The sequence below is a fragment of the Rummeliibacillus stabekisii genome, from assembly GCF_007988965.1.
Lineage (GTDB): Bacteria > Bacillota > Bacilli > Bacillales_A > Planococcaceae > Rummeliibacillus > Rummeliibacillus stabekisii.
Genome location: NZ_BJVD01000001.1, coordinates 874,246 through 892,567, shown reverse-complemented (window position 1 = coordinate 892,567; position 18,322 = coordinate 874,246). Strand labels below are relative to the sequence as shown.

The 18,322-nt window shown below is 37.5% G+C and carries 18 protein-coding genes; 14 read left to right on the top strand and 4 right to left on the bottom strand.

Features of this window, described 5'->3' with window-relative positions; all coding sequences use genetic code 11:
* The first annotated feature begins 16 nt into the window (after positions 1–16).
* The 7 genes from RST01_RS04480 to qoxD all read left to right on the top strand — a co-directional run bounded on the left by RST01_RS04480 (position 17) and on the right by qoxD (position 8,078).
* Positions 17–1,369: a dihydrolipoamide acetyltransferase family protein gene (locus RST01_RS04480; RefSeq protein WP_147194365.1), complete on the top strand. Its 1,353-nt coding sequence runs from the start codon at positions 17–19 to the stop codon at positions 1,367–1,369.
* A gap of 3 nt (positions 1,370–1,372) precedes the next feature.
* The gene (gene lpdA / locus RST01_RS04475) at positions 1,373–2,788 is read left to right on the top strand and encodes a dihydrolipoyl dehydrogenase (protein ID WP_066785047.1); all 1,416 of its coding nucleotides are present in this window, start codon (positions 1,373–1,375) and stop codon (positions 2,786–2,788) included.
* A gap of 254 nt (positions 2,789–3,042) precedes the next feature.
* Entirely contained in the window at positions 3,043–3,825 is a 783-nt protein-coding gene (locus tag RST01_RS04470) for an SDR family NAD(P)-dependent oxidoreductase (protein ID WP_147194362.1), read from the top strand.
* 490 nt (positions 3,826–4,315) lie between these two features.
* Positions 4,316–5,215, top strand: a complete 900-nt coding sequence (gene qoxA / locus RST01_RS04465; RefSeq protein WP_147194359.1) for a cytochrome aa3 quinol oxidase subunit II — start codon at positions 4,316–4,318, stop codon at positions 5,213–5,215.
* Between the two features lie 34 nt (positions 5,216–5,249).
* Positions 5,250–7,193, top strand: coding sequence for a cytochrome aa3 quinol oxidase subunit I (gene qoxB / locus RST01_RS04460; protein WP_066785056.1), 1,944 nt, complete (start codon positions 5,250–5,252; stop codon positions 7,191–7,193).
* On the top strand, positions 7,193–7,792 hold the full coding sequence (gene qoxC / locus RST01_RS04455; RefSeq protein ID WP_066785060.1) for a cytochrome aa3 quinol oxidase subunit III: 600 nt from the start codon (positions 7,193–7,195) through the stop codon (positions 7,790–7,792). The genes qoxB and qoxC overlap by 1 nt, the downstream gene beginning before the upstream one ends.
* 1 nt (position 7,793) lies before the next feature.
* A complete protein-coding gene (gene qoxD, locus RST01_RS04450; protein WP_147194357.1) occupies positions 7,794–8,078 on the top strand; it encodes a cytochrome aa3 quinol oxidase subunit IV in 285 nt (94 codons plus the stop codon).
* A 30-nt stretch (positions 8,079–8,108) separates the two neighbouring features.
* Here qoxD and RST01_RS04445 read toward each other — a convergent pair whose 3' ends face one another.
* Entirely contained in the window at positions 8,109–8,966 is an 858-nt protein-coding gene (locus RST01_RS04445; protein ID WP_147194354.1) for a TetR/AcrR family transcriptional regulator, read from the bottom strand.
* A 107-nt stretch (positions 8,967–9,073) separates the two neighbouring features.
* On the opposite strand from RST01_RS04445, the gene RST01_RS04440 reads away from it, so the two are divergent.
* Both RST01_RS04440 and RST01_RS04435 read left to right on the top strand, forming a co-directional pair.
* The gene (locus RST01_RS04440) at positions 9,074–12,220 is read left to right on the top strand and encodes an efflux RND transporter permease subunit (RefSeq protein WP_147194351.1); all 3,147 of its coding nucleotides are present in this window, start codon (positions 9,074–9,076) and stop codon (positions 12,218–12,220) included.
* 228 nt (positions 12,221–12,448) lie between these two features.
* The gene (locus RST01_RS04435) at positions 12,449–12,733 is read left to right on the top strand and encodes a UPF0223 family protein (RefSeq protein ID WP_147194348.1); all 285 of its coding nucleotides are present in this window, start codon (positions 12,449–12,451) and stop codon (positions 12,731–12,733) included.
* 85 nt (positions 12,734–12,818) lie between these two features.
* On the opposite strand, the gene RST01_RS04430 is transcribed toward RST01_RS04435, so the two are convergent.
* Positions 12,819–13,454, bottom strand: coding sequence for a YktB family protein (locus RST01_RS04430; protein ID WP_147194345.1), 636 nt, complete (start codon positions 13,452–13,454; stop codon positions 12,819–12,821).
* A 141-nt stretch (positions 13,455–13,595) separates the two neighbouring features.
* Here RST01_RS04430 and RST01_RS04425 point away from each other — a divergent pair, with 141 nt between their 5' ends.
* Both RST01_RS04425 and RST01_RS04420 read left to right on the top strand, forming a co-directional pair.
* Positions 13,596–13,793, top strand: coding sequence for a YkzI domain-containing protein (locus tag RST01_RS04425; RefSeq protein WP_066785078.1), 198 nt, complete (start codon positions 13,596–13,598; stop codon positions 13,791–13,793).
* Positions 13,794–13,907: 114 nt separating this feature from the next.
* The gene (locus tag RST01_RS04420; protein WP_147194342.1) at positions 13,908–14,699 is read left to right on the top strand and encodes an inositol monophosphatase family protein; all 792 of its coding nucleotides are present in this window, start codon (positions 13,908–13,910) and stop codon (positions 14,697–14,699) included.
* 149 nt (positions 14,700–14,848) lie between these two features.
* Here RST01_RS04420 and RST01_RS04415 read toward each other — a convergent pair whose 3' ends face one another.
* Positions 14,849–15,031: a DUF5325 family protein gene (locus RST01_RS04415; RefSeq protein WP_147194339.1), complete on the bottom strand. Its 183-nt coding sequence runs from the start codon at positions 15,029–15,031 to the stop codon at positions 14,849–14,851.
* 167 nt (positions 15,032–15,198) lie between these two features.
* On the opposite strand from RST01_RS04415, the gene typA reads away from it, so the two are divergent.
* The 3 genes from typA (at position 15,199) to RST01_RS04400 (ending at position 17,988) form a co-directional block, all read left to right on the top strand.
* Positions 15,199–17,040, top strand: coding sequence for a translational GTPase TypA (typA, locus tag RST01_RS04410; RefSeq protein WP_147194336.1), 1,842 nt, complete (start codon positions 15,199–15,201; stop codon positions 17,038–17,040).
* A 32-nt stretch (positions 17,041–17,072) separates the two neighbouring features.
* On the top strand, positions 17,073–17,468 hold the full coding sequence (locus RST01_RS04405) for a YlaH-like family protein (protein ID WP_371859432.1): 396 nt from the start codon (positions 17,073–17,075) through the stop codon (positions 17,466–17,468).
* 148 nt (positions 17,469–17,616) lie between these two features.
* Positions 17,617–17,988 (top strand): VOC family protein, encoded by a 372-nt coding sequence (locus tag RST01_RS04400; protein ID WP_147194331.1) that lies wholly within the window; start codon positions 17,617–17,619, stop codon positions 17,986–17,988.
* 123 nt (positions 17,989–18,111) lie between these two features.
* On the opposite strand, the gene RST01_RS04395 is transcribed toward RST01_RS04400, so the two are convergent.
* The gene (locus tag RST01_RS04395; protein WP_066785092.1) at positions 18,112–18,315 is read right to left on the bottom strand and encodes a YlaI family protein; all 204 of its coding nucleotides are present in this window, start codon (positions 18,313–18,315) and stop codon (positions 18,112–18,114) included.
* Positions 18,316–18,322: the final 7 nt, after the last annotated feature.

Below are 18,322 nucleotides of genomic sequence, written 5' to 3'. Positions count from 1 at the left end.
GGAGTGGTGACTTAAAATGGCATATAAATTCCGATTACCAGATATTGGTGAAGGTATCCATGAAGGAGAAATCGTCAAATGGTTTGTAAAACCAGGCGATAAGATCGAAGAAGATACAATATTGGCAGAAGTGCAAAACGACAAAGCTGTTGTTGAAATTCCATCTCCGGTAGAAGGAACAATTGAAAAAGTGCTAGTTGAAGAGGGTACATTGACAACTGTTGGTACTGTATTGCTTGAAATTGATGCACCAGGATATGAAGAGTTAGAACTTCATGGCCATAAAGATGAAGACGCAGAAGAAGAAACAGAAGCGCAAGTCCAAGCAACTGCTGAATCAGGCAAAGAAGTCGAAAAAGAGCCAGCTGTTAAAGAAGAAGAGCCAAAAACAGCAACTCCTCCAGCAGGAGAAGAGCCAGAAGAAACAGTAGGCAATGCACGTGTTATCGCAATGCCATCTGTCCGTAAATTTGCACGTGAAAACGGCGTAGACATTAAACAAGTTTCAGGTTCTGGTAAAAATGGCCGTGTATTAAAAGAAGACATCGAAGCATTTAAAAACGGTAAAGCTGCACCAGCAACAGAAAAAGCTGAAGTTGTTGAAGCAACAACAAGCCAAGAATCAGTACAAGAAACAAGCAAAACACCGGCAATTCCTGAAGGTGATTTCCCAGAAACACGTGAAAAAATGTCAGGTATCCGTCGTGCAATTGCAAAAGCAATGGTGCATTCTAAACAAACAGCTCCACATGTAACGCTGATGGATGAAGTAGATGTGACTGAATTAGTGGCACATCGCAAGAAATTCAAAGAAGCTGCAGCTGAAAAAGGTATTAAATTAACATACCTTCCTTATGTGGTAAAAGCTTTAGTCAGCACATTGCGTGAGTTCCCTGATTTCAACCGTTCATTAGATGATGCAACACAAGAAATTATCCAAAAACATTATTACAATATAGGAATTGCAGCCGATACAGAAAAAGGCTTGCTTGTTCCTGTTATTAAACATGCTGATCGCAAATCTGTATTTGCAGTGTCAAATGAAATTAACGAGTTAGCAACAAAAGCTCGTGAAGGAAAACTAGCGCCAAACGAAATGAAAGGCGCATCATGCTCTATTACAAATATCGGTTCAGCTGGCGGACAATGGTTCACTCCTGTGATTAATCACCCAGAAGTCGCAATTCTAGGAATTGGGCGAATTGCAGAAAAACCTGTAATAAAAAATGGTGAAATTGTAGCTGCACCTGTGTTAGCATTATCATTGAGCTTTGATCATCGTATGATTGATGGTGCGACTGCTCAACATGCGTTAAATCATATTAAACGCTTGTTAAGCGAACCAGAATTATTATTAATGGAGGCGTAAAAAATGGTAGTAGGAGATTTTCCAATCGAAACAGACACAATTGTCATTGGCGCAGGCCCTGGTGGATATGTTGCAGCAATCCGTGCAGCACAAACTGGACAAAAAGTGACAGTAATTGAACGTGAAAATGTTGGTGGTGTATGCTTAAACGTAGGTTGTATCCCATCTAAAGCATTAATCTCTGTAGGTCACCGCTTCGAAAAAGCTAAACATTCCGATGATATGGGAATCGTTGCTTCAGAAGTGAAATTAGACTTCAAAAAAGCGCAAGAATTTAAAGATTCTGTAGTTAAAAAATTAACTGGCGGCGTCTCTGGTTTGCTTAAAGGCAACAATATTGAAGTGGTAAAAGGCGAAGCATATTTACATGATGCTAACTCATTACGCGTTATCACAGAAAACTCTGCACAAACATACAACTTTAAAAACGTAATTATTGCAACTGGCTCTCGTCCAGTTGAAATTCCAACTTTTAAATTCTCAAAACGCGTCTTAAATTCGACAGGCGCGCTTAACCTAGAAGAAGTTCCTAGCAAACTAGTTGTTATTGGCGGCGGTTACATTGGTACAGAATTAGGTTCTGCTTATGCAAACTTAGGTGCTGAAGTAACAATTCTTGAAGGTGGTAAAGATATTCTTGCTGGCTTCGAAAAGCAAATGACTACTATTGTGAAAAAAGGTCTTAAGAAAAAAGGCGTTACAATCGAAACAAATGCTTTAGCACAAGGTGTTGAAGAAACTGAAACAGGCGTAACTGTTAAATATGAAGTAAATGGTGAAGCTAAATCAGTAGAAGCAGATTACGTACTTGTAACTGTTGGTCGTCGTCCGAATACGGATGAAATGGGCTTAGAAGAAGTGGGAATTGAATTTGGCGAACGCGGTTTAATTAAAGTTGACAAACAATGCCGCACAAACGTTCCAAATATCTATGCAATTGGTGATATCGTTGCTGGACCACAACTTGCTCATAAAGCATCTTATGAAGGTAAAGTGGCTGCAGAAGCAATCGCTGGCGAAAAATCTGTTGTCGATTATTTAGCAATTCCTGCTGTATGCTTTACAGATCCAGAAATGGCTACTGTTGGTTTATCTGAAGACCAAGCAAAAGAAGAAGGATTTGAAGTTTCAACTGGCAAATTCCCATTCGCTGCAAACGGTCGTGCATTAGCATTAAATGAAACAGAAGGCTTTGTGAAATTAGTTGCACGCAAAGAAGATGGCCTGCTATTAGGTGGCCAAATCGTTGGTTCTGGCGCTTCTGATATGATTGCTGAAATTGGTTTAGCGATTGAAGCAGGTATGACGCTTGAGGATGTGGCGATGACTATTCACGCACACCCAACTTTAGGCGAAATTACTATGGAAACAGCTGAAGTTGCGCTTGGTAACCCAATCCATATTATTGCAAAAAAATAATCTATCCTTATCTAAATCTCTTAATAGATTAATTAAGAGAATGGGCTGTAATCAAACTCAAACTTTTGAGTTTGCCTACAGCCCTTTTTATTTCAAACTGGTCATAAATCGAATGTAGTTGCTTGTTAGTCTCCTACCCTATACTTCTTAATGATGCTTTAATAAATCCTGCATTCACTGCATAAAAATGTTTGAAAGACGTAGGAGAAGGTAAAGTTAAAGAGTGCATGAATTATAAAAAGGGAGTGCTGTTAATGGATTTAAAATTAAGAGATAAAGTAGCGATTGTAACGGGAGGCAGCAAAGGTATTGGACTCGCTACAGCAAAAAAATTAGTTGAAGAGGGAGCAGAAGTAGTAATATGTGCGCGTACGGCAACTTCTCTCGATGAAGCGATAAAAGAAATAAAAGAATCGACAGGAAAAGAGGCATTTGCTGTTGTCGCAGATGTGACGAATGAAAAAGATTGCCAAAACCTGATCGAGCAAACCATACAGAAATATGGAAAAATTAATATTTTAGTTAATAATGCGGGTACTTCAGCTGCTCATTCATTTTTAGATGTAGATACAGACTTTTGGAAAAGCGATTTGAATTTAAAGTTATTTGGCGCAATTCATACGGCAAAGGCAGCGATTCCACATATGGAAGCGGCAGGTGGAGGATCAATTGTAAATGTTACTGCCGTTTTAGGGAAAACTCCTCCAGCATCTTCACTGCCAACTACTGTAAGCCGTGCAGCTGGAATGGCACTTACAAATGCGATGAGCAAAGATGTAGGCTCATTAAACATAAGGGTCAATACTGTCTGCATTGGATTAATTCGCAGTGCGCAAATAGAAGAAAAGTGGAAACATGAATCACCACAGCTATCTTGGGAAGAATACTCAAAAGAAGTGGGGAAATCCATTCCGCTTGGTAGGATTGGGGACACTGTTGAAGCAGCAAATGTGATTACATTCTTAGCTTCAGATGCAGCGTCATATGTAAGCGGTACTGCCATTAATATAGATGGTGGAGCTGCACCTGCTCTTTAAAAGTAAAAACTCATCAAAGATTCCATCCTTTGGTGGGTTTTATTTTTTGTAAAATTTTAATTTTTGCATTCAATTTAAAGCAAAAAAGCATCAAAAACTTTCCTTTTTTAGAACTATATTTTAGTTTTTTTCTTCGTACACATTTTGTTCAAAGTTAATACACACAACGTTCAAAAATCCTTGAATGAATTGTGATAATGAGTGCTTTTTTCTTTTAATAAAAATCGGTTGGAGTATAATTCATATGAATCAAGAAAAGAATGATTGAATTTATAGGGAAGTAAGGTGAATTAAAATTGCTGTTGTTATTTTCTACTATATATAAAGTGGAAATGTAAAAAAGTCTCAACAAGTAGTTTTATACTTTTACTTTTATGTTTTTTCAATTATAAAAGGAAAGCTTGTAGAAATTAGTTTCTAGAAGGGACCAACAATTCATTAAAACACTTTATAATGTTTTTATTTGTTTTCTTGAGAAGGGAGTAAAATTATGAAGAAAAAAGTGTTAATCTTACCTTTTGTTATGGCATTCTTGACACTTGTTTTATCAGGATGTCAGCCTTTGATGATCTTTGATCCAAAAGGTCCTAATGCAAGAACGTTGTCAAACACAATCATAATGTCGATTATCGTAATGCTTGTCATTCTATTAGTCGTATATGTTCTTTTGATTAACATGCTTTCAAAATATCGTGCGTCAAAACAAGCGCCAGATTATGAGCCGCCGCACGAAGAGGGCAGCAAAGTACTGGAAGTTGTTTGGACAGTAATACCAATCCTTATTGTTACAGCACTTGCGATTGTAACAGTGTTTACAACATCAAAAGTTGAAAAGAAACCAGAGGGTTATGGTAATAAAGAACCGCTCGTTATATATGCATCTTCTTCAAACTGGAAATGGCACTTTAGCTATCCAGAACAAGGTGTTGAAACTGTAAATTATGTGAACATCCCGACAGACCGACCAATTGAATTTAGGTTATATTCATTCGGTCCGATTACAAGTTTTTGGATTCCACAATTAGCAGGTCAAAAATATGCAATGAGTGATATGCTTACAAAAATTCACCTAGCTGCTGACCAAGAAGGTTCTTATATGGGCCGAAATTCAAACTTTAGCGGTGAAGGCTTTGCTCAAATGGAGTTTGAGGCTCAAGCAATGTCACAAAAAGATTTTGATGAATGGATAAAAGATGTAAAAGCGAAAGAACCTAAATTGACTGAAAAAGAGTTCGATAAGCTATTAAAAACTTCTTTTGTAGGACGTAAAAGTTATTCATCTACTCACCTAACCTTTAGACCAGCTCCAATGGAACATGGAAAACATGGGAAACACGATATGGAGAATATGAAGGATAAGGATATGGAAGGCATGGATATGTCTCATTAATTTATCATTCTAAAGAATGAAAGGAGTTACACACATGAGTTTTGATGAGTTATTCGCTCCGATGAAAGAGCCGATGATTTTAGCGGCTGGTATCAGTATCATCGTAGGAGCTATTGCTGTTGTTGCAGGTTTGACTTATTTCAAAAAGTGGGGCTGGTTATATAAAAACTGGCTAACTACTGTTGACCATAAAAAAATTGGCGTTATGTACGTCTTTGTAGCGCTTATCATGTTGTTTAGAGGCGGTATTGATGCTTTATTAATGCGTGCTCAAACAGCTATACCAGAAAACGGATTATTAAACTCCGAACACTATAATGAAATCTTTACTACACATGGTTTGATCATGATTTTATTCATGGCAATGCCATTCATCATTGGTTTGATGAATATTGTAGTACCGCTACAAATTGGTGCTCGAGACGTTGCATTTCCACGTCTGAATGCTCTTAGCTTCTGGCTATTTGCAGCAGGTGCCGGTTTGTTGAATGTATCATTTGTTATCGGGGGTTCGCCAAATGCCGGCTGGACAGCTTACTTCCCGTTGGCAGGTACTGAATTCAATCCAGGTGTAGGGAATAACTATTACGCTTGGGCTCTTCAAATTTCAGGTATTGGTACTTTAATGACAGGTATCAACTTTATTACAACTATATTTAAAATGCGTGCACCTGGCATGAAATTAATGAAAATGCCAATGTTTACTTGGTCCGCATTGATTACAAACGTTATTATTACATTTGCATTCCCTGTATTAACTGTAGCGCTAGCATTAATGACTTTGGACCGCCAGTTCGGTACAAAATTCTTCGCAATGCAAGATGGCGGTATGGACATGATGTGGGCAAACCTATTCTGGGTATGGGGACATCCAGAAGTATATATTGTTATACTTCCTGCATTCGGTATTTACAGTGAAATTATCGCGACATTTGCACGCAAAAACCTTTACGGCTATAAATCAATGGTTATGAGTATGGTCATTATCTCGTTACTATCCTTCATGGTATGGGCTCATCACTTCTATACTATGGGACACGGTGTAATGGTTAACGGCGTCTTCTCTACTACAACTATGTTGATTGCAGTGCCGACAGGTGTAAAAATATTTAACTGGCTTCTGACGATGAGGCACGGGAAAATCCAATTTACGACTCCAATGCTTTATGCATTAGCGTTTATCCCAATTTTTACAATTGGTGGGGTAACAGGGGTTATGCTTGCTATGGCAAGTGCTGACTATCAATACCATAATACAATGTTCTTGGTAGCTCACTTCCACTATGTATTGATTCCTGGGGTAGTATTTGGTGTACTAGCAGGTTACCACTACTGGTGGCCAAAAATCTTTGGTTTCCGTTTGAATGAAAAATTAGGTAAATCTGCTTTCTGGTTTATCATTTTAGGATTTAACATTGCGTTCTTCCCACTATTCATTTTAGGTTTAGATGGTTATGCGCGTCGTATGTACACATATTCAGCTGACACAGGCTATGGTCCATTGAATATGGTATCGTTCCTTGGAGCTTTAATGATGGGTGTAGGCTTTATCTTACTATGCTACAACATCTACTACAGCTTCCGTCACAGTCCACGCGAAACAACTGGAGATCCTTGGGATGCACGTTCACTTGAATGGGCAACACACAGTCCAGTTCCAGAGTACAACTTTGCAGTAGTACCAAAAATCAACCAGTTGGATGAATATTGGTTTGCGAAAAAAGAAGGTAGAGACATTACTGCTGGCGAGTATGAACGAATTCATATGCCGAATAATAGTAGTGCGCCAATGTGGATGGCCGGTGTTATGTTCTTGTTTGCTTTCTTCTTCGTATTTAGTGTATGGGCTGGAGTAATTGTCTTTGGTCTAGCAACTCTCGGATTCTTGGCATATCGTTCATTTGAAAAAGATGATGGCCATTACATCGAAGTGGCTGAAATTGTTGAAACAGAAAGACGTTTGGGAGGTGAACAATAATGTCTAAAGAAAATACATCAGCCCCACTTGAATACCGCACACATGAGAACGAGATGAAAATCTTTGGTTTCTGGGTATTCTTAGGAGCAGAAATTGTTCTTTTCGCGACATTATTTAGTGTTTATTTTGCATTAGCAGATCGCACAGGTACTGGCCCAACAGGTAAAGAAATATTTGAAATGCCACCAGTATTAATAGAAACATTTGTGTTGTTAACAAGTAGTTTCTTAATCGGTTTAGGCGTTCATGCAATGCGTATTGGTCGTAAGAAAGCGATGATGGTATTCTACATCATTACGTTACTTCTTGGCTTAGTATTCCTTGGCGTAGAAATTAACGAGTTCTTAACATATATTCATGATGGTGCAACAATTACAACAAGTGCGTTTATGTCAGCTTTAATGACTTTATTAGGCACGCATGGTGCCCACGTAACATTTGGTTTCCTATGGGGATCAGCCATCCTTATTCAAATTAAGAGACATGGCTTGAATGCGAAAACAGCTAATAAAGCATTTATCTTTTCACTGTATTGGCACTTCCTTGATGTTGTATGGATCTTCATCTTCAGTTTTGTGTACTTGAAAGGAGTGTTGTAATATGAAAGAACTTTTTCCTAAAGAGCACGTATTAGGGTTCGTAGGTTCTCTTCTTTTAACACTCGCTGCGTTAACTGTTATTATGTTCAAAGGTATGTCTAATGGATTGGCTATGACCATCTTGCTGATTACAGCTGCTGCTCAAGCGCTAGTCCAACTGATACTATTTATGCATATCGGTGAAACTGATGACAAAAAATCTCTCTACGTCACTATTATTTATGCAGTAGTTGTAGGTTTAATTACGGTGTTTGGTACGCTTCTTGCAATGGTATGGGGCTACTAATCGCAGACTAATAATAAAAAGCAGGACAATTTAATTTGTCCTGCTTTTTTCATACATATGATGGCTATATTGTTTGATTAATGTAGCAAGCCAACGAAGTTCATTGCTTGCAGTTAAATTTGATGACATGCCGAGCAACAAGGCTTTACGTGGAGATTCCTTCTGCAATTCTTCCGTTAGCAAATCGAATGTGTCTTGTAATACTGCATCATCTAGAATATCCTTTTTGCACTTTTCAATTTCTGATAGTAACTCTTCTTTTTCCAAATGTCGGCTTTTTTTATGATTTAACTCAAACATTTCTTTTGTAATTAACGGCTCAATTGGAGCTGTGGCCAATACATCAATATGGTGTGCAAGTATCTTGCTCATTTCATAATAGTCGACGCGTTGCTTAGGGTTCATAATGATCTCTGTATAGCTTTTTACTAACCCTTGAATACATACGACAAGGTCATATTTGTTTTGAGATATTTGATTACCATATACCTCATCTAAAAGAAACAAGGCGACATAATCAGCTCTCTTGAACTGTTGAATGATTTCTTCCAGGGCATTAGGGTCTATAATATTAATCAGCTCACGACCGTGTGCCATTAAAAAAGGATAATTCTTTTCGACAAATTGAAAAGAAATAACAAAATACTGTATTAGTTTCTCCCTAGGTTCCGCTTGTAAATTTAAGAGAACCTGATACTTTGCTGTGATATCTCGAATAATATATTCAAATATTGCAATTAAGAGTTCTTCCTTAGATTTAAAAGAAAGATAAAACGCGCCTTTAGATATTCCGCATGCTGCTGTAATATCTTGTATAGATGTAGATGAAATGGTACGCTCGGATAAGATTTCCATAGACTTTTCGATAATTAGGTCTCGTTTTGACATTGTTTCACTCTTTCTATGATACTTTCTTTCTATAATTTGACTTTTGACCAGCTAGTCATTTATTATATTGAATTGTGACCAGTAAGTCAAAAAAGGACGGTGTATGAATGAATTCGCTTATTAAATTTGTGCTGAAAAATAAACTAGCAGTTTGGCTATTGACCATAATTGTAGCAGCTGCAGGCCTTTATTCGGGGCTTAAGATGAAGCTAGAAACAATACCGGATATTTCAGTGCCTGTTGCTACTGTAACAACTGTTTATCCAGGTGCCACTCCGCAACAAGTAGCTGATGACATATCTATTCCTTATGAAAAGGCAGTCAATCATTTAAAGGGAGTTTCTTCTGTTTACTCCAACTCTTATCAAAATGCTTCTAGTCTGCAAATTGAATTCAAGTATGGAACAGATATGAAAGAAGCTGTGGGTAATATTAAGGAAGCGATTGAGAAAGTAGAACTTCCAGAAACAGCTCAAAAACCTACCGTTGATCGCATTAATATTAATGCATTTCCAATCGTAGCGTTAAGTGTAGCTAATAAAGATCAGTCAATCGCAGACCTAACAAAAACCACCGAAAATTACTTTGTACCGAAACTAGAAGGTATTGACGGTGTATCCTCAGTATCAGTTTCCGGGCAACAAGTGGAAAAGGTCGAGCTTACATATGACCAAAAGAAATTAGCTCAATATGGCTTAACAGAAGATTCAATTAAGCAATATGTGAAAGCAATGGATACAAAAGTTCCGCTAGGTATGTTCCAATTTAAGGATGAAGAACAATCTGTAGTTGTTGATGGTAAAATGACAACTATTAAAGATTTGAAAAAATTAAGTATTCCTGTATCAATGGGGAATTCATCTCAAGCTCAACAACCAGCAGATGCTGCACAAGGTGATGCTTCGCAAGCCAGTGCTGCACAAGGCATGCAACAAGCACCTCCTGCGAAGCCATTCGTAAATTTAGGGGAATTAGCTAAAATTAAAGTGATCGGTGAAGTTGAGTCAGTATCACGTACAAATGGCCAAAATGCAATCGCTGTTCAGGTTGTTAAATCGCAAGAAGCGAATACAGTCAATGTAGTAAATGATGTAAAAAAAGCTTCTAACAAGTTTGAAAAAGAAAACAAAGGAATGGATATTGAGGTTACACTTGACCAAGGACAGCCAATTGAAGAGTCAGTCCAAACAATGCTTGATAAAGCATTATTCGGTGCCATTTTCGCTGTCATTATCATTATGTTGTTCCTACGCAATATTCGTTCTACTATTATCTCAGTTATCTCTATCCCGATGTCATTATTGATTGCAGTAGGTGTCTTGAAACAGATGGATATTTCACTCAATATGATGACATTAGGCGCGATGACTGTTGCAATTGGGCGTGTTATTGATGACTCGATTGTTGTAATTGAAAATATTTATCGCAGAATTTATCTTGAAGGCGAAAAACTGCATGGCCGAGCATTGATTCGTGAAGCGACAATGGAAATGTTCAAACCAATCTTGTCTTCAACAATCGTAACAATTGCTGTATTCTTGCCGTTGGGTTTAGTGGGCGGCATGGTCGGAGAATTATTCTTGCCATTTGGATTAACGATGGCGTTTGCGTTAATCGCATCTCTCATTGTGGCCGTAACGATTGTACCTGTTATGGCACACTCATTGTTTAAAAAAGAGTTGTATGGTCAGAAAAAGACGAAAAAAGAAGAGCACGGCAAGTTGGCAAATGGATATAAGCGAATTCTAGAATGGGTATTAAACCATAAATGGATTACTTCTATTCTTTCAGTCGTGATTTTAGTTGCGAGCTTATTCTTAGCACCTTTAGTAGGGTTTAGTTTCCTTCCAGATGATGAACAAAAAATGGTATATTTAACATATACACCGAAGCCTGGTGAAACACGTGACCAAGTTCTAGAGAAAGTGGAAGAGATTGAAAAAGTCGCTATGAAGAAGAAAAATGTAGACACAGTACAATCTTCTGTTGGCGGAGCAAATCCAATGAGTCCAGGTAACAGCAATGGCGCTCTTGTCTATGTTATTTATGACAAAGACACGCAAAACTTTGGTGATAAAAAAGAATCGTTAATTAAAGAAGTAGAAAATATCGGCCATGAAGGTAAATGGAAGAGCCAAGACTTTTCATCAACAGGTTCAAGCAATGAAATTTCTTACTCAGTTTACGGCAATACAGTGGAAGATATTAAACCAGTAGTAAATAAAATCAAGAACATTATGAAAAAGCAAGATCATCTAAAAGATGCGAAGTCTTCGCTTGCTGAAAACTATGAAGAAAAAACATTGGTGATCGATCAAGATAAAGCGAAAGCATTGGGGCTGACAACTGGCCAAATCGCCATGGCGATCAACCCAAATACGCAAACTGAAGTATTGACTACAGTTACAAGAGAAGGTAAGGAACTCGATGTGAATGTTCATAAGGAAGCAGCATCTCCTGATGAATTCAAGGATGTCTTAAATGAGACTGTTGATTCTCCATTAGGGAAAAAAGTGAAAATTTCAGATGTAGCTGATGTGAAAGAAGGCACGACTTCTAATCAAATAAACCGTAGTAAAGGTAAAGTCTATGCGGATGTAACGGCAACAGTGACATCCAAAGATGTTACAAAAGCATCTTCAGGGGTAGAAAAAGAAATTAAGAAACTTGATTTGCCAAATAGTGTAGAAGTAGACACTGGTGGGGTAGCAGAGGATATGAATGAAGCCTTCGGACAATTAGGCTTAGCTATTGTTGCAGCCATTGCTATCGTTTACTTTACATTAGTGGTAACGTTCGGAGAAGGTTTAGCGCCATTCGCTATCCTATTCTCATTACCATTTACAGTGATCGGTGCATTAGTCGCTCTATACATTTCTGGTGAAACCATTAGTGTATCTTCTCTAATCGGTTTATTAATGCTGATTGGTATAGTGGTGACGAATGCCATCGTGCTTGTCGATCGGATCATTCATATGGAACATGCAGGCAAAAGCATGCGTGAAGCCATACTTGAAGCAGGAGCAACTCGTTTGCGACCAATCCTCATGACAGCTATTGCAACAATTGGTGCTTTAATACCTCTTGCTATCGGAGCAGAAGGCGGCGGCTTGATTTCAAAAGGCGTTGGTGTAACGGTAATCGGTGGATTAATCAGTTCGACTATTTTAACACTATTAATTGTGCCATTAGTATATGAATTACTCTCTAGAATCCTGAAAAAAGACCGGGCACACGAGAATAAAGTAGACTAACATGAATGGATTGCCCAGGAAATCAAAGTATATGATTTCCTGGTGCAATCTTTTTTTATGTTGTTTCAATAAGTGTCTTGATAAGAATACAGGATACACATCGACACAATAAGCATGAATAATTTCATTTCCCGGGGAATATGCTAATAAACAACAACGGTTGCAGTTTTCTTTATTCAGCGTTTACAATGAACAAAACACACTATATAAAGTTAGGCAGGTAATAGCATGGAATATTCATACCCATTTTCAATTGAATGGTCAACAAACGAAATTGTAGACGTCATTGCCTTTTTTCAAACAGTAGAGAAAGCTTATGAAAAAGGTGTACAAAGAGAAGAAGTTTTATCTAAATACCGTAGATTTAAAGAAATAGTCCCATCAATGGCAGAAGAAAAAACTATTTTTCGCGAGTTTGAAGAAGAAAGCGGATATGTTAGTTATGATATTGTGAAGCAGACAAAAACAAAAGAAAATGGCACAATCATCAAAGGTGAGAAAAAAAGTCGCTAGATACAAATATAAATACGCACTTAAGCAAAAAAAAAGCAATCGAAAACTTCTGCAATTTGCAGTGTATCGATTGCTTCTTTGATACCTAGGTTAAATCGGCGGAAGCCATTAGCCTATAAATTGGCATAAGCTCTTCTAATGTTTCTTCTGTTTTCTCTTCAAATTCTTCTCCTGAAAGTTGTATTGCTTCTTCCCTTGGTATTTGCAAACCAATCAAAAACTCGCCTTTTTTAACTTCCTTTAAACGAATAAGCAGTTTTTCTAGCGTCCCATCTGCAATCGCCTCGTTAAGGGAGGTCCCTTTAGGATCAAAATGATCGCCGGTTACAAAAAAAGAATGGGGCAGTGCCTTAACAGTTTCAAGATTGTTTAATAGGTTATCTGCAATAGCTTTTTTAGTAGGCGCTTCATAAATAGCACAAAGAATAATAAAAACGTGCGATTCAAAAAGACCAATCTCAAAGTGGGGCAACGCTTTATAACCTCGTTTATTTGGCGCAAATGCAACCCAGCTATCAATCGGAGGATTCACTTTCCTTCTAGCGTGTCTTGCGATATGCGGATAAAATTCAATACCTGTCTTAGATGTAAAGTATGTAGTGTACGTTTTTGCGAGCTCTTCAAATTTAGGACGCACATGCTCTGTTAGAGCTTCCATACGCTGCTCTAGGCCGGGTATATTAAAAACATCAAAATCATCGGTTGTCCATTTTACAGCCACTTATTTCCTCTCCTTTTGTAAAGATTTATGTTTATTTTATGCGAAATATGGGAAAAAATCTTGTAGAAGCACTTACCAATCTTGCTATAGTCATTAGCATAAAAAGAGTGAATTGATAAAAAGTACAAAGGAGCTGATATCATGAAACAGGTCGTGCATATTATACGTAAAGTGGATTTTGAGAAGCAATATATTAAAGGTCTTCAATTAGAAGTGGATTATGAATTGGCTACATTATATGACGCCATCCAAAAAAATGACGCAAAACAAATGTCAGAAAGTAAGGCGAGATTAGCGGAAATTCATATGGAACTGGAGGCTTTCCATGCATTCGCCTAAAGAAATAACCGCTTTCACTTCATAGTGACACTTGCTAATCAATATGAGAAGCAGGTGTTTTTTTTGTTATAATAAAAAAATCAAAAGGTTTCTAAAAAGTAGGGTGGGGGATTTATGGAATTATCTAAGATAGATGTGTATGCGAAATCAATTATACTCCAAGCCGGAGATCGAATCAGACAATCCTTTTCTGAAAAGTGGACAATCGAGACAAAAGCCGATGCAAATGATTTAGTCACAAATATAGACCGTGAAATTGAATTGTTTTTCATCGAAAAAATTCGCACCTTTAATTCCTCTCATAAAATTATTGGGGAAGAAGGGATGGGCGAGAAAATTCAATCACTCGATGGAGTTGTATGGATTATCGATCCTATTGATGGAACAATGAATTTCGTACGTCAGCATCGGAATTTTGCCATTTCGGTTGGTATTTATGTTGATGGAATTGGAAAGCTAGGCTACATATATGATGTCATGAGAGATCACCTATATCATGCGATTGAGGGACAAGGTGCATACATGAATGATCAGCCATTAAAAGCATTAGAGGAAATTTCATTGGACAAAGCGATTATTGGTTTGAATGCTGTATGGGCGACGCCTAATAAACGCATCAAGCATGAACCAATGATTGAGCTTGTACATAAGGTAAGAGGGACAAGATCATATGGTTCAGCAGCTTTAGAAATTGTCTCTGTTGCGAGTGGAAGAATGGATGCTTATCTTTCAATGCGGTTATCGCCATGGGATATAGCAGGTGGCGTTATGATCGCAAATGAAGTAGGAGCTATTGCAAGTAATTTAGAAAACCAGCCGATAAATTTACTGGAGCGGGATACATTTATTATAGCCAATCCCTTCATTCACAAAGAGATTGTGGAAAACTATATAGAATTAAAATAAGAAAAGGATTGTCTAATGAAGTTGAGTTTTAAACAACTTTATCAGACAATCCTTCTTTTCTTTTACTATAGAAAAAGGGATGGTACTCTACAGACTCTTCTTCCCACACATTGCTGGGTAGGAAAACCTTCTAAGGAAAGTTTACAGTATTATAACAGCCCTTGATCACGAAATTGGCGTTTAGTTTTGAACGCTAAGCCAAATACTACGATTACAGCTACAATTCCACCGATCGCACCGAAAGTGCTTCCAGCAGCAATCGCATACCCAATAGAGCACATCGCTAAAATGCCCGCTAGAGCAAAGATAGCCATCACAATTTTTGCTTTCATGTTTAAACCTCCAAGAAAAACTTGATATGTCTATTGTCGAACGAAATACAGAGTTAAGCAAGCCTTTCACACAAAAAAATAAAAAGGAAAAGCTAATAAGACAAAATGAATTTTTTGTGCTATAATAGCACAGTTATGGACTCGAAAAAAGAATGTGGAGTGGAATAATGACAAAATTAAGAGAAGATCTCAGAAATATAGCAATTATTGCCCACGTCGACCATGGTAAAACTACATTAGTCGACCAATTATTAAAACAATCAGGTACATTCCGTTCAAATGAGCATGTGGAAGAACGTGCAATGGACTCTAATGATATCGAACGCGAACGCGGGATTACAATTTTAGCGAAAAATACAGCAGTAAACTACGAGAATACTAAAATTAACATCCTTGACACACCAGGACACGCTGACTTCGGTGGAGAAGTTGAACGTATCCTTAAAATGGTTGATGGAGTATTACTAGTAGTTGATGCATATGAAGGCTGTATGCCTCAAACACGTTTTGTATTGAAAAAAGCGTTAGAACAAAAATTAACGCCAATTGTTGTAGTCAACAAAGTGGATAAAGATTCTGCACGCCCTGAAGAAGTTGTGGACGAAGTAATTGATCTTTTGATCGAATTAGGAGCAGATGAAGATCAGCTTGAATTCCCAGTAGTATTTGCTTCTGGTGTTAACGGTACTGCATCACTAGATCCAGATCCAAGCAAACAAGAAGAAAACATGAAATGCTTATTTGAAGAAATTATTCGCCATATCCCAGCACCAATGGATACTCGCGATGAACCATTGCAATTCCAAGTAGCATTGCTTGATTATAATGACTTCGTTGGACGTATCGGTATTGGTCGTGTATTCCGTGGTACTATTCATGTTGGTCAACAAGTATCACTTGCAAAACTGGACGGCACAGTTAAAAACTTCCGTGTAACAAAAATGTTTGGTTTCTTCGGTTTAAAACGTGAAGAAATCCAAGAAGCATATTCTGGCGATTTGATTGCTGTATCCGGTATGGAAGAAATCAATGTAGGTGAAACAGTGTGTCCTCAAGACCACTTAGAACCGCTTCCTCCAATGCGTATTGATGAACCAACATTACAAATGACGTTCTTAGTTAACAATTCACCATTTGCAGGACGTGAAGGTAAATGGATCACATCTCGTAAAATTGAAGAACGCTTAAATTCTCAATTACAAACTGACGTTTCTTTACGTGTTGAACCAACAGATTCACCTGATGCATGGACTGTTTCAGGACGTGGTGAACTTCACTTATCTATTCTTGTAGAAAACATGCGTCGTGAAGGTTATGAACTGCAAGTATCTAAGCCAAAAGTTATTATTCGTGAAATTGATGGTGTTAAATGTGAACCAGTAGAACGTGTTCAAATTGACGTGCCTGAAGACTCAGTAGGTGCTATAATTGAATCATTAGGCGATCGTAAAGGTGAAATGCAAGATATGGTCAATGAAGGCAACGGACAAGTTCGTTTGATCTTCATGGTACCAGCACGCGGTTTGATTGGTTATACAACTGAATTTATGTCATTAACAAAAGGTTTTGGTATTATCAACCATACTTTTGATTCTTACCAACCAGTAGCTTCAGGTCGTGTTGGTGGTCGCCGTAATGGTGCACTTGTATCAATGGAAACAGGTAAAGCAACTACTTATGGTATGATGCAAGTAGAAGATCGTGGTATTTTATTCGTTGAACCAGGTACTGAAATCTATGAAGGCATGATCGTTGGCCAAAATACACGTGATAATGACATCACAGTAAATATAACAAAAATGAAACAAAAAACAAACGTGCGGTCTGCAACAAAAGACCAAACAAACGTAATCAAAACTCCTCGAATCTTAACGCTTGAAGAAGCATTAGAATTCTTGGATGACGATGAATATCTAGAAATTACACCAGAATCTATTCGTCTTCGCAAACAGATTTTAAATAAAAATGAACGTGAAAAAGCAGCGAAAAAGCTACGCAACGCTGAGTAAGCTATTATTCGCCAGTTAGGAGGATGTTGAACTTGTTTAAGTCAGCTTTATTATTAAAACTGAATTTTATACAGGCTGCTACATCTACAACTGCAACGTCAGATGGACACGATTTTGTATTTGAGCGCCTGTCCGGCGTTGCTCGCTATATTTACGAGGGTGCCCCTAATTTCACTGTAGCTGGTTATATATTATTTGCTGTTATCTTTGTGCTAACAGCGATTGTATACCATCTTGGTTTTGCCAGAGAAGGGCTAAAGCCTTGGCAAACAGGTGTAATTTATGTATTTTTATTTGTTGGATGTATCATCCTTACATTCCTAGCTTTCTTCCTACCAATGGTAGAAGGATTGATTGTTGCGGCTCTCGTTCTTATTGTCTATAGAATGCGATTGCGCCGGGATAAAAAGAAAGAAGCTACATCATAAAAAAACGATGCCTTTATGGCATCGTTTTTTTTATGTAAGGATTGTTCTTTTGAAGAGAAGATTAATTCAATAGGGGGAAGGAAAAAGGTATATAGTAAGGGAACTATTTAATATAAGTAAAAGTATTAATAAAGGAGAATAGTCTACGATGAAGTCATTTATTGAACAAGTTCATTATATTAGATTACCTGTCAAAGATTTAGAACTCTCTGCACAATGGTATAGAGATGTACTAGGACTCCAGTTATTAAATATTACTGAGGAACGAGCAGTTATCAAAGTAAATGAAGGTTCATTTTTACTTATCTTAGTTTCGACTGGAGATGAAACATATGCGCATTTTACAATCGATAATGAGGAAGCATTTAGTATTGGCTTCACAAGTCCAAAATTATCAACATTGCATCAACACTTAATGGATAATCAAGTTAAGGTCGAAGATATACTAAAAGATGATGATGGGCATGCCTATTTCTACTTTTACGACCCCACTGGTAATAAACTTCAAGTACATTGGTAGGATTACAATATAAATTACTTTAATAACTGGCGAAATAAGAAAGGAACGTCCACAAATTAGACGTTCCCATTAGTTGTTGCATGAGATGCAACAACCCTATTTATAAAAGCTTTTATTATGAAGTTAGAAATTATCTTGCTGCAAGCTGGTATGCCGAATAAAGCGGAACTTGCCTGTCTTTAAACGTTCATGCGTTTTTTCAGATATACGATCGTGGCATGTTTCACACATAAACGTATGAATTGGCCGATTTCGCAATTTCTTTGCAAGGGGTGAAAAATCAGGGATTTCGCTAAATTCATCGCAAATCACACATTTAACTCTCATTGTGTTC

Excerpts from the sequence above, each read along its gene's own strand:
- RST01_RS04480 (WP_147194365.1), top strand. The coding sequence starts at position 17 with ATGGCATATAAATTCCGATTACCAGATATTGGTGAAGGTATCCATGAA.
- lpdA (WP_066785047.1), top strand. The coding sequence starts at position 1,373 with ATGGTAGTAGGAGATTTTCCAATCGAAACAGACACAATTGTCATTGGC.
- RST01_RS04470 (WP_147194362.1), top strand. The coding sequence starts at position 3,043 with ATGGATTTAAAATTAAGAGATAAAGTAGCGATTGTAACGGGAGGCAGC.
- qoxA (WP_147194359.1), top strand. The coding sequence starts at position 4,316 with ATGAAGAAAAAAGTGTTAATCTTACCTTTTGTTATGGCATTCTTGACA.
- qoxB (WP_066785056.1), top strand. The coding sequence starts at position 5,250 with ATGAGTTTTGATGAGTTATTCGCTCCGATGAAAGAGCCGATGATTTTA.
- qoxC (WP_066785060.1), top strand. The coding sequence starts at position 7,193 with ATGTCTAAAGAAAATACATCAGCCCCACTTGAATACCGCACACATGAG.
- qoxD (WP_147194357.1), top strand. The coding sequence starts at position 7,794 with ATGAAAGAACTTTTTCCTAAAGAGCACGTATTAGGGTTCGTAGGTTCT.
- RST01_RS04445 (WP_147194354.1), bottom strand. The coding sequence starts at position 8,966 with ATGTCAAAACGAGACCTAATTATCGAAAAGTCTATGGAAATCTTATCC.
- RST01_RS04440 (WP_147194351.1), top strand. The coding sequence starts at position 9,074 with ATGAATTCGCTTATTAAATTTGTGCTGAAAAATAAACTAGCAGTTTGG.
- RST01_RS04435 (WP_147194348.1), top strand. The coding sequence starts at position 12,449 with ATGGAATATTCATACCCATTTTCAATTGAATGGTCAACAAACGAAATT.
- RST01_RS04425 (WP_066785078.1), top strand. The coding sequence starts at position 13,596 with ATGAAACAGGTCGTGCATATTATACGTAAAGTGGATTTTGAGAAGCAA.
- RST01_RS04420 (WP_147194342.1), top strand. The coding sequence starts at position 13,908 with ATGGAATTATCTAAGATAGATGTGTATGCGAAATCAATTATACTCCAA.
- RST01_RS04415 (WP_147194339.1), bottom strand. The coding sequence starts at position 15,031 with ATGAAAGCAAAAATTGTGATGGCTATCTTTGCTCTAGCGGGCATTTTA.
- typA (WP_147194336.1), top strand. The coding sequence starts at position 15,199 with ATGACAAAATTAAGAGAAGATCTCAGAAATATAGCAATTATTGCCCAC.
- RST01_RS04400 (WP_147194331.1), top strand. The coding sequence starts at position 17,617 with ATGAAGTCATTTATTGAACAAGTTCATTATATTAGATTACCTGTCAAA.
- RST01_RS04395 (WP_066785092.1), bottom strand. The coding sequence starts at position 18,315 with ATGAGAGTTAAATGTGTGATTTGCGATGAATTTAGCGAAATCCCTGAT.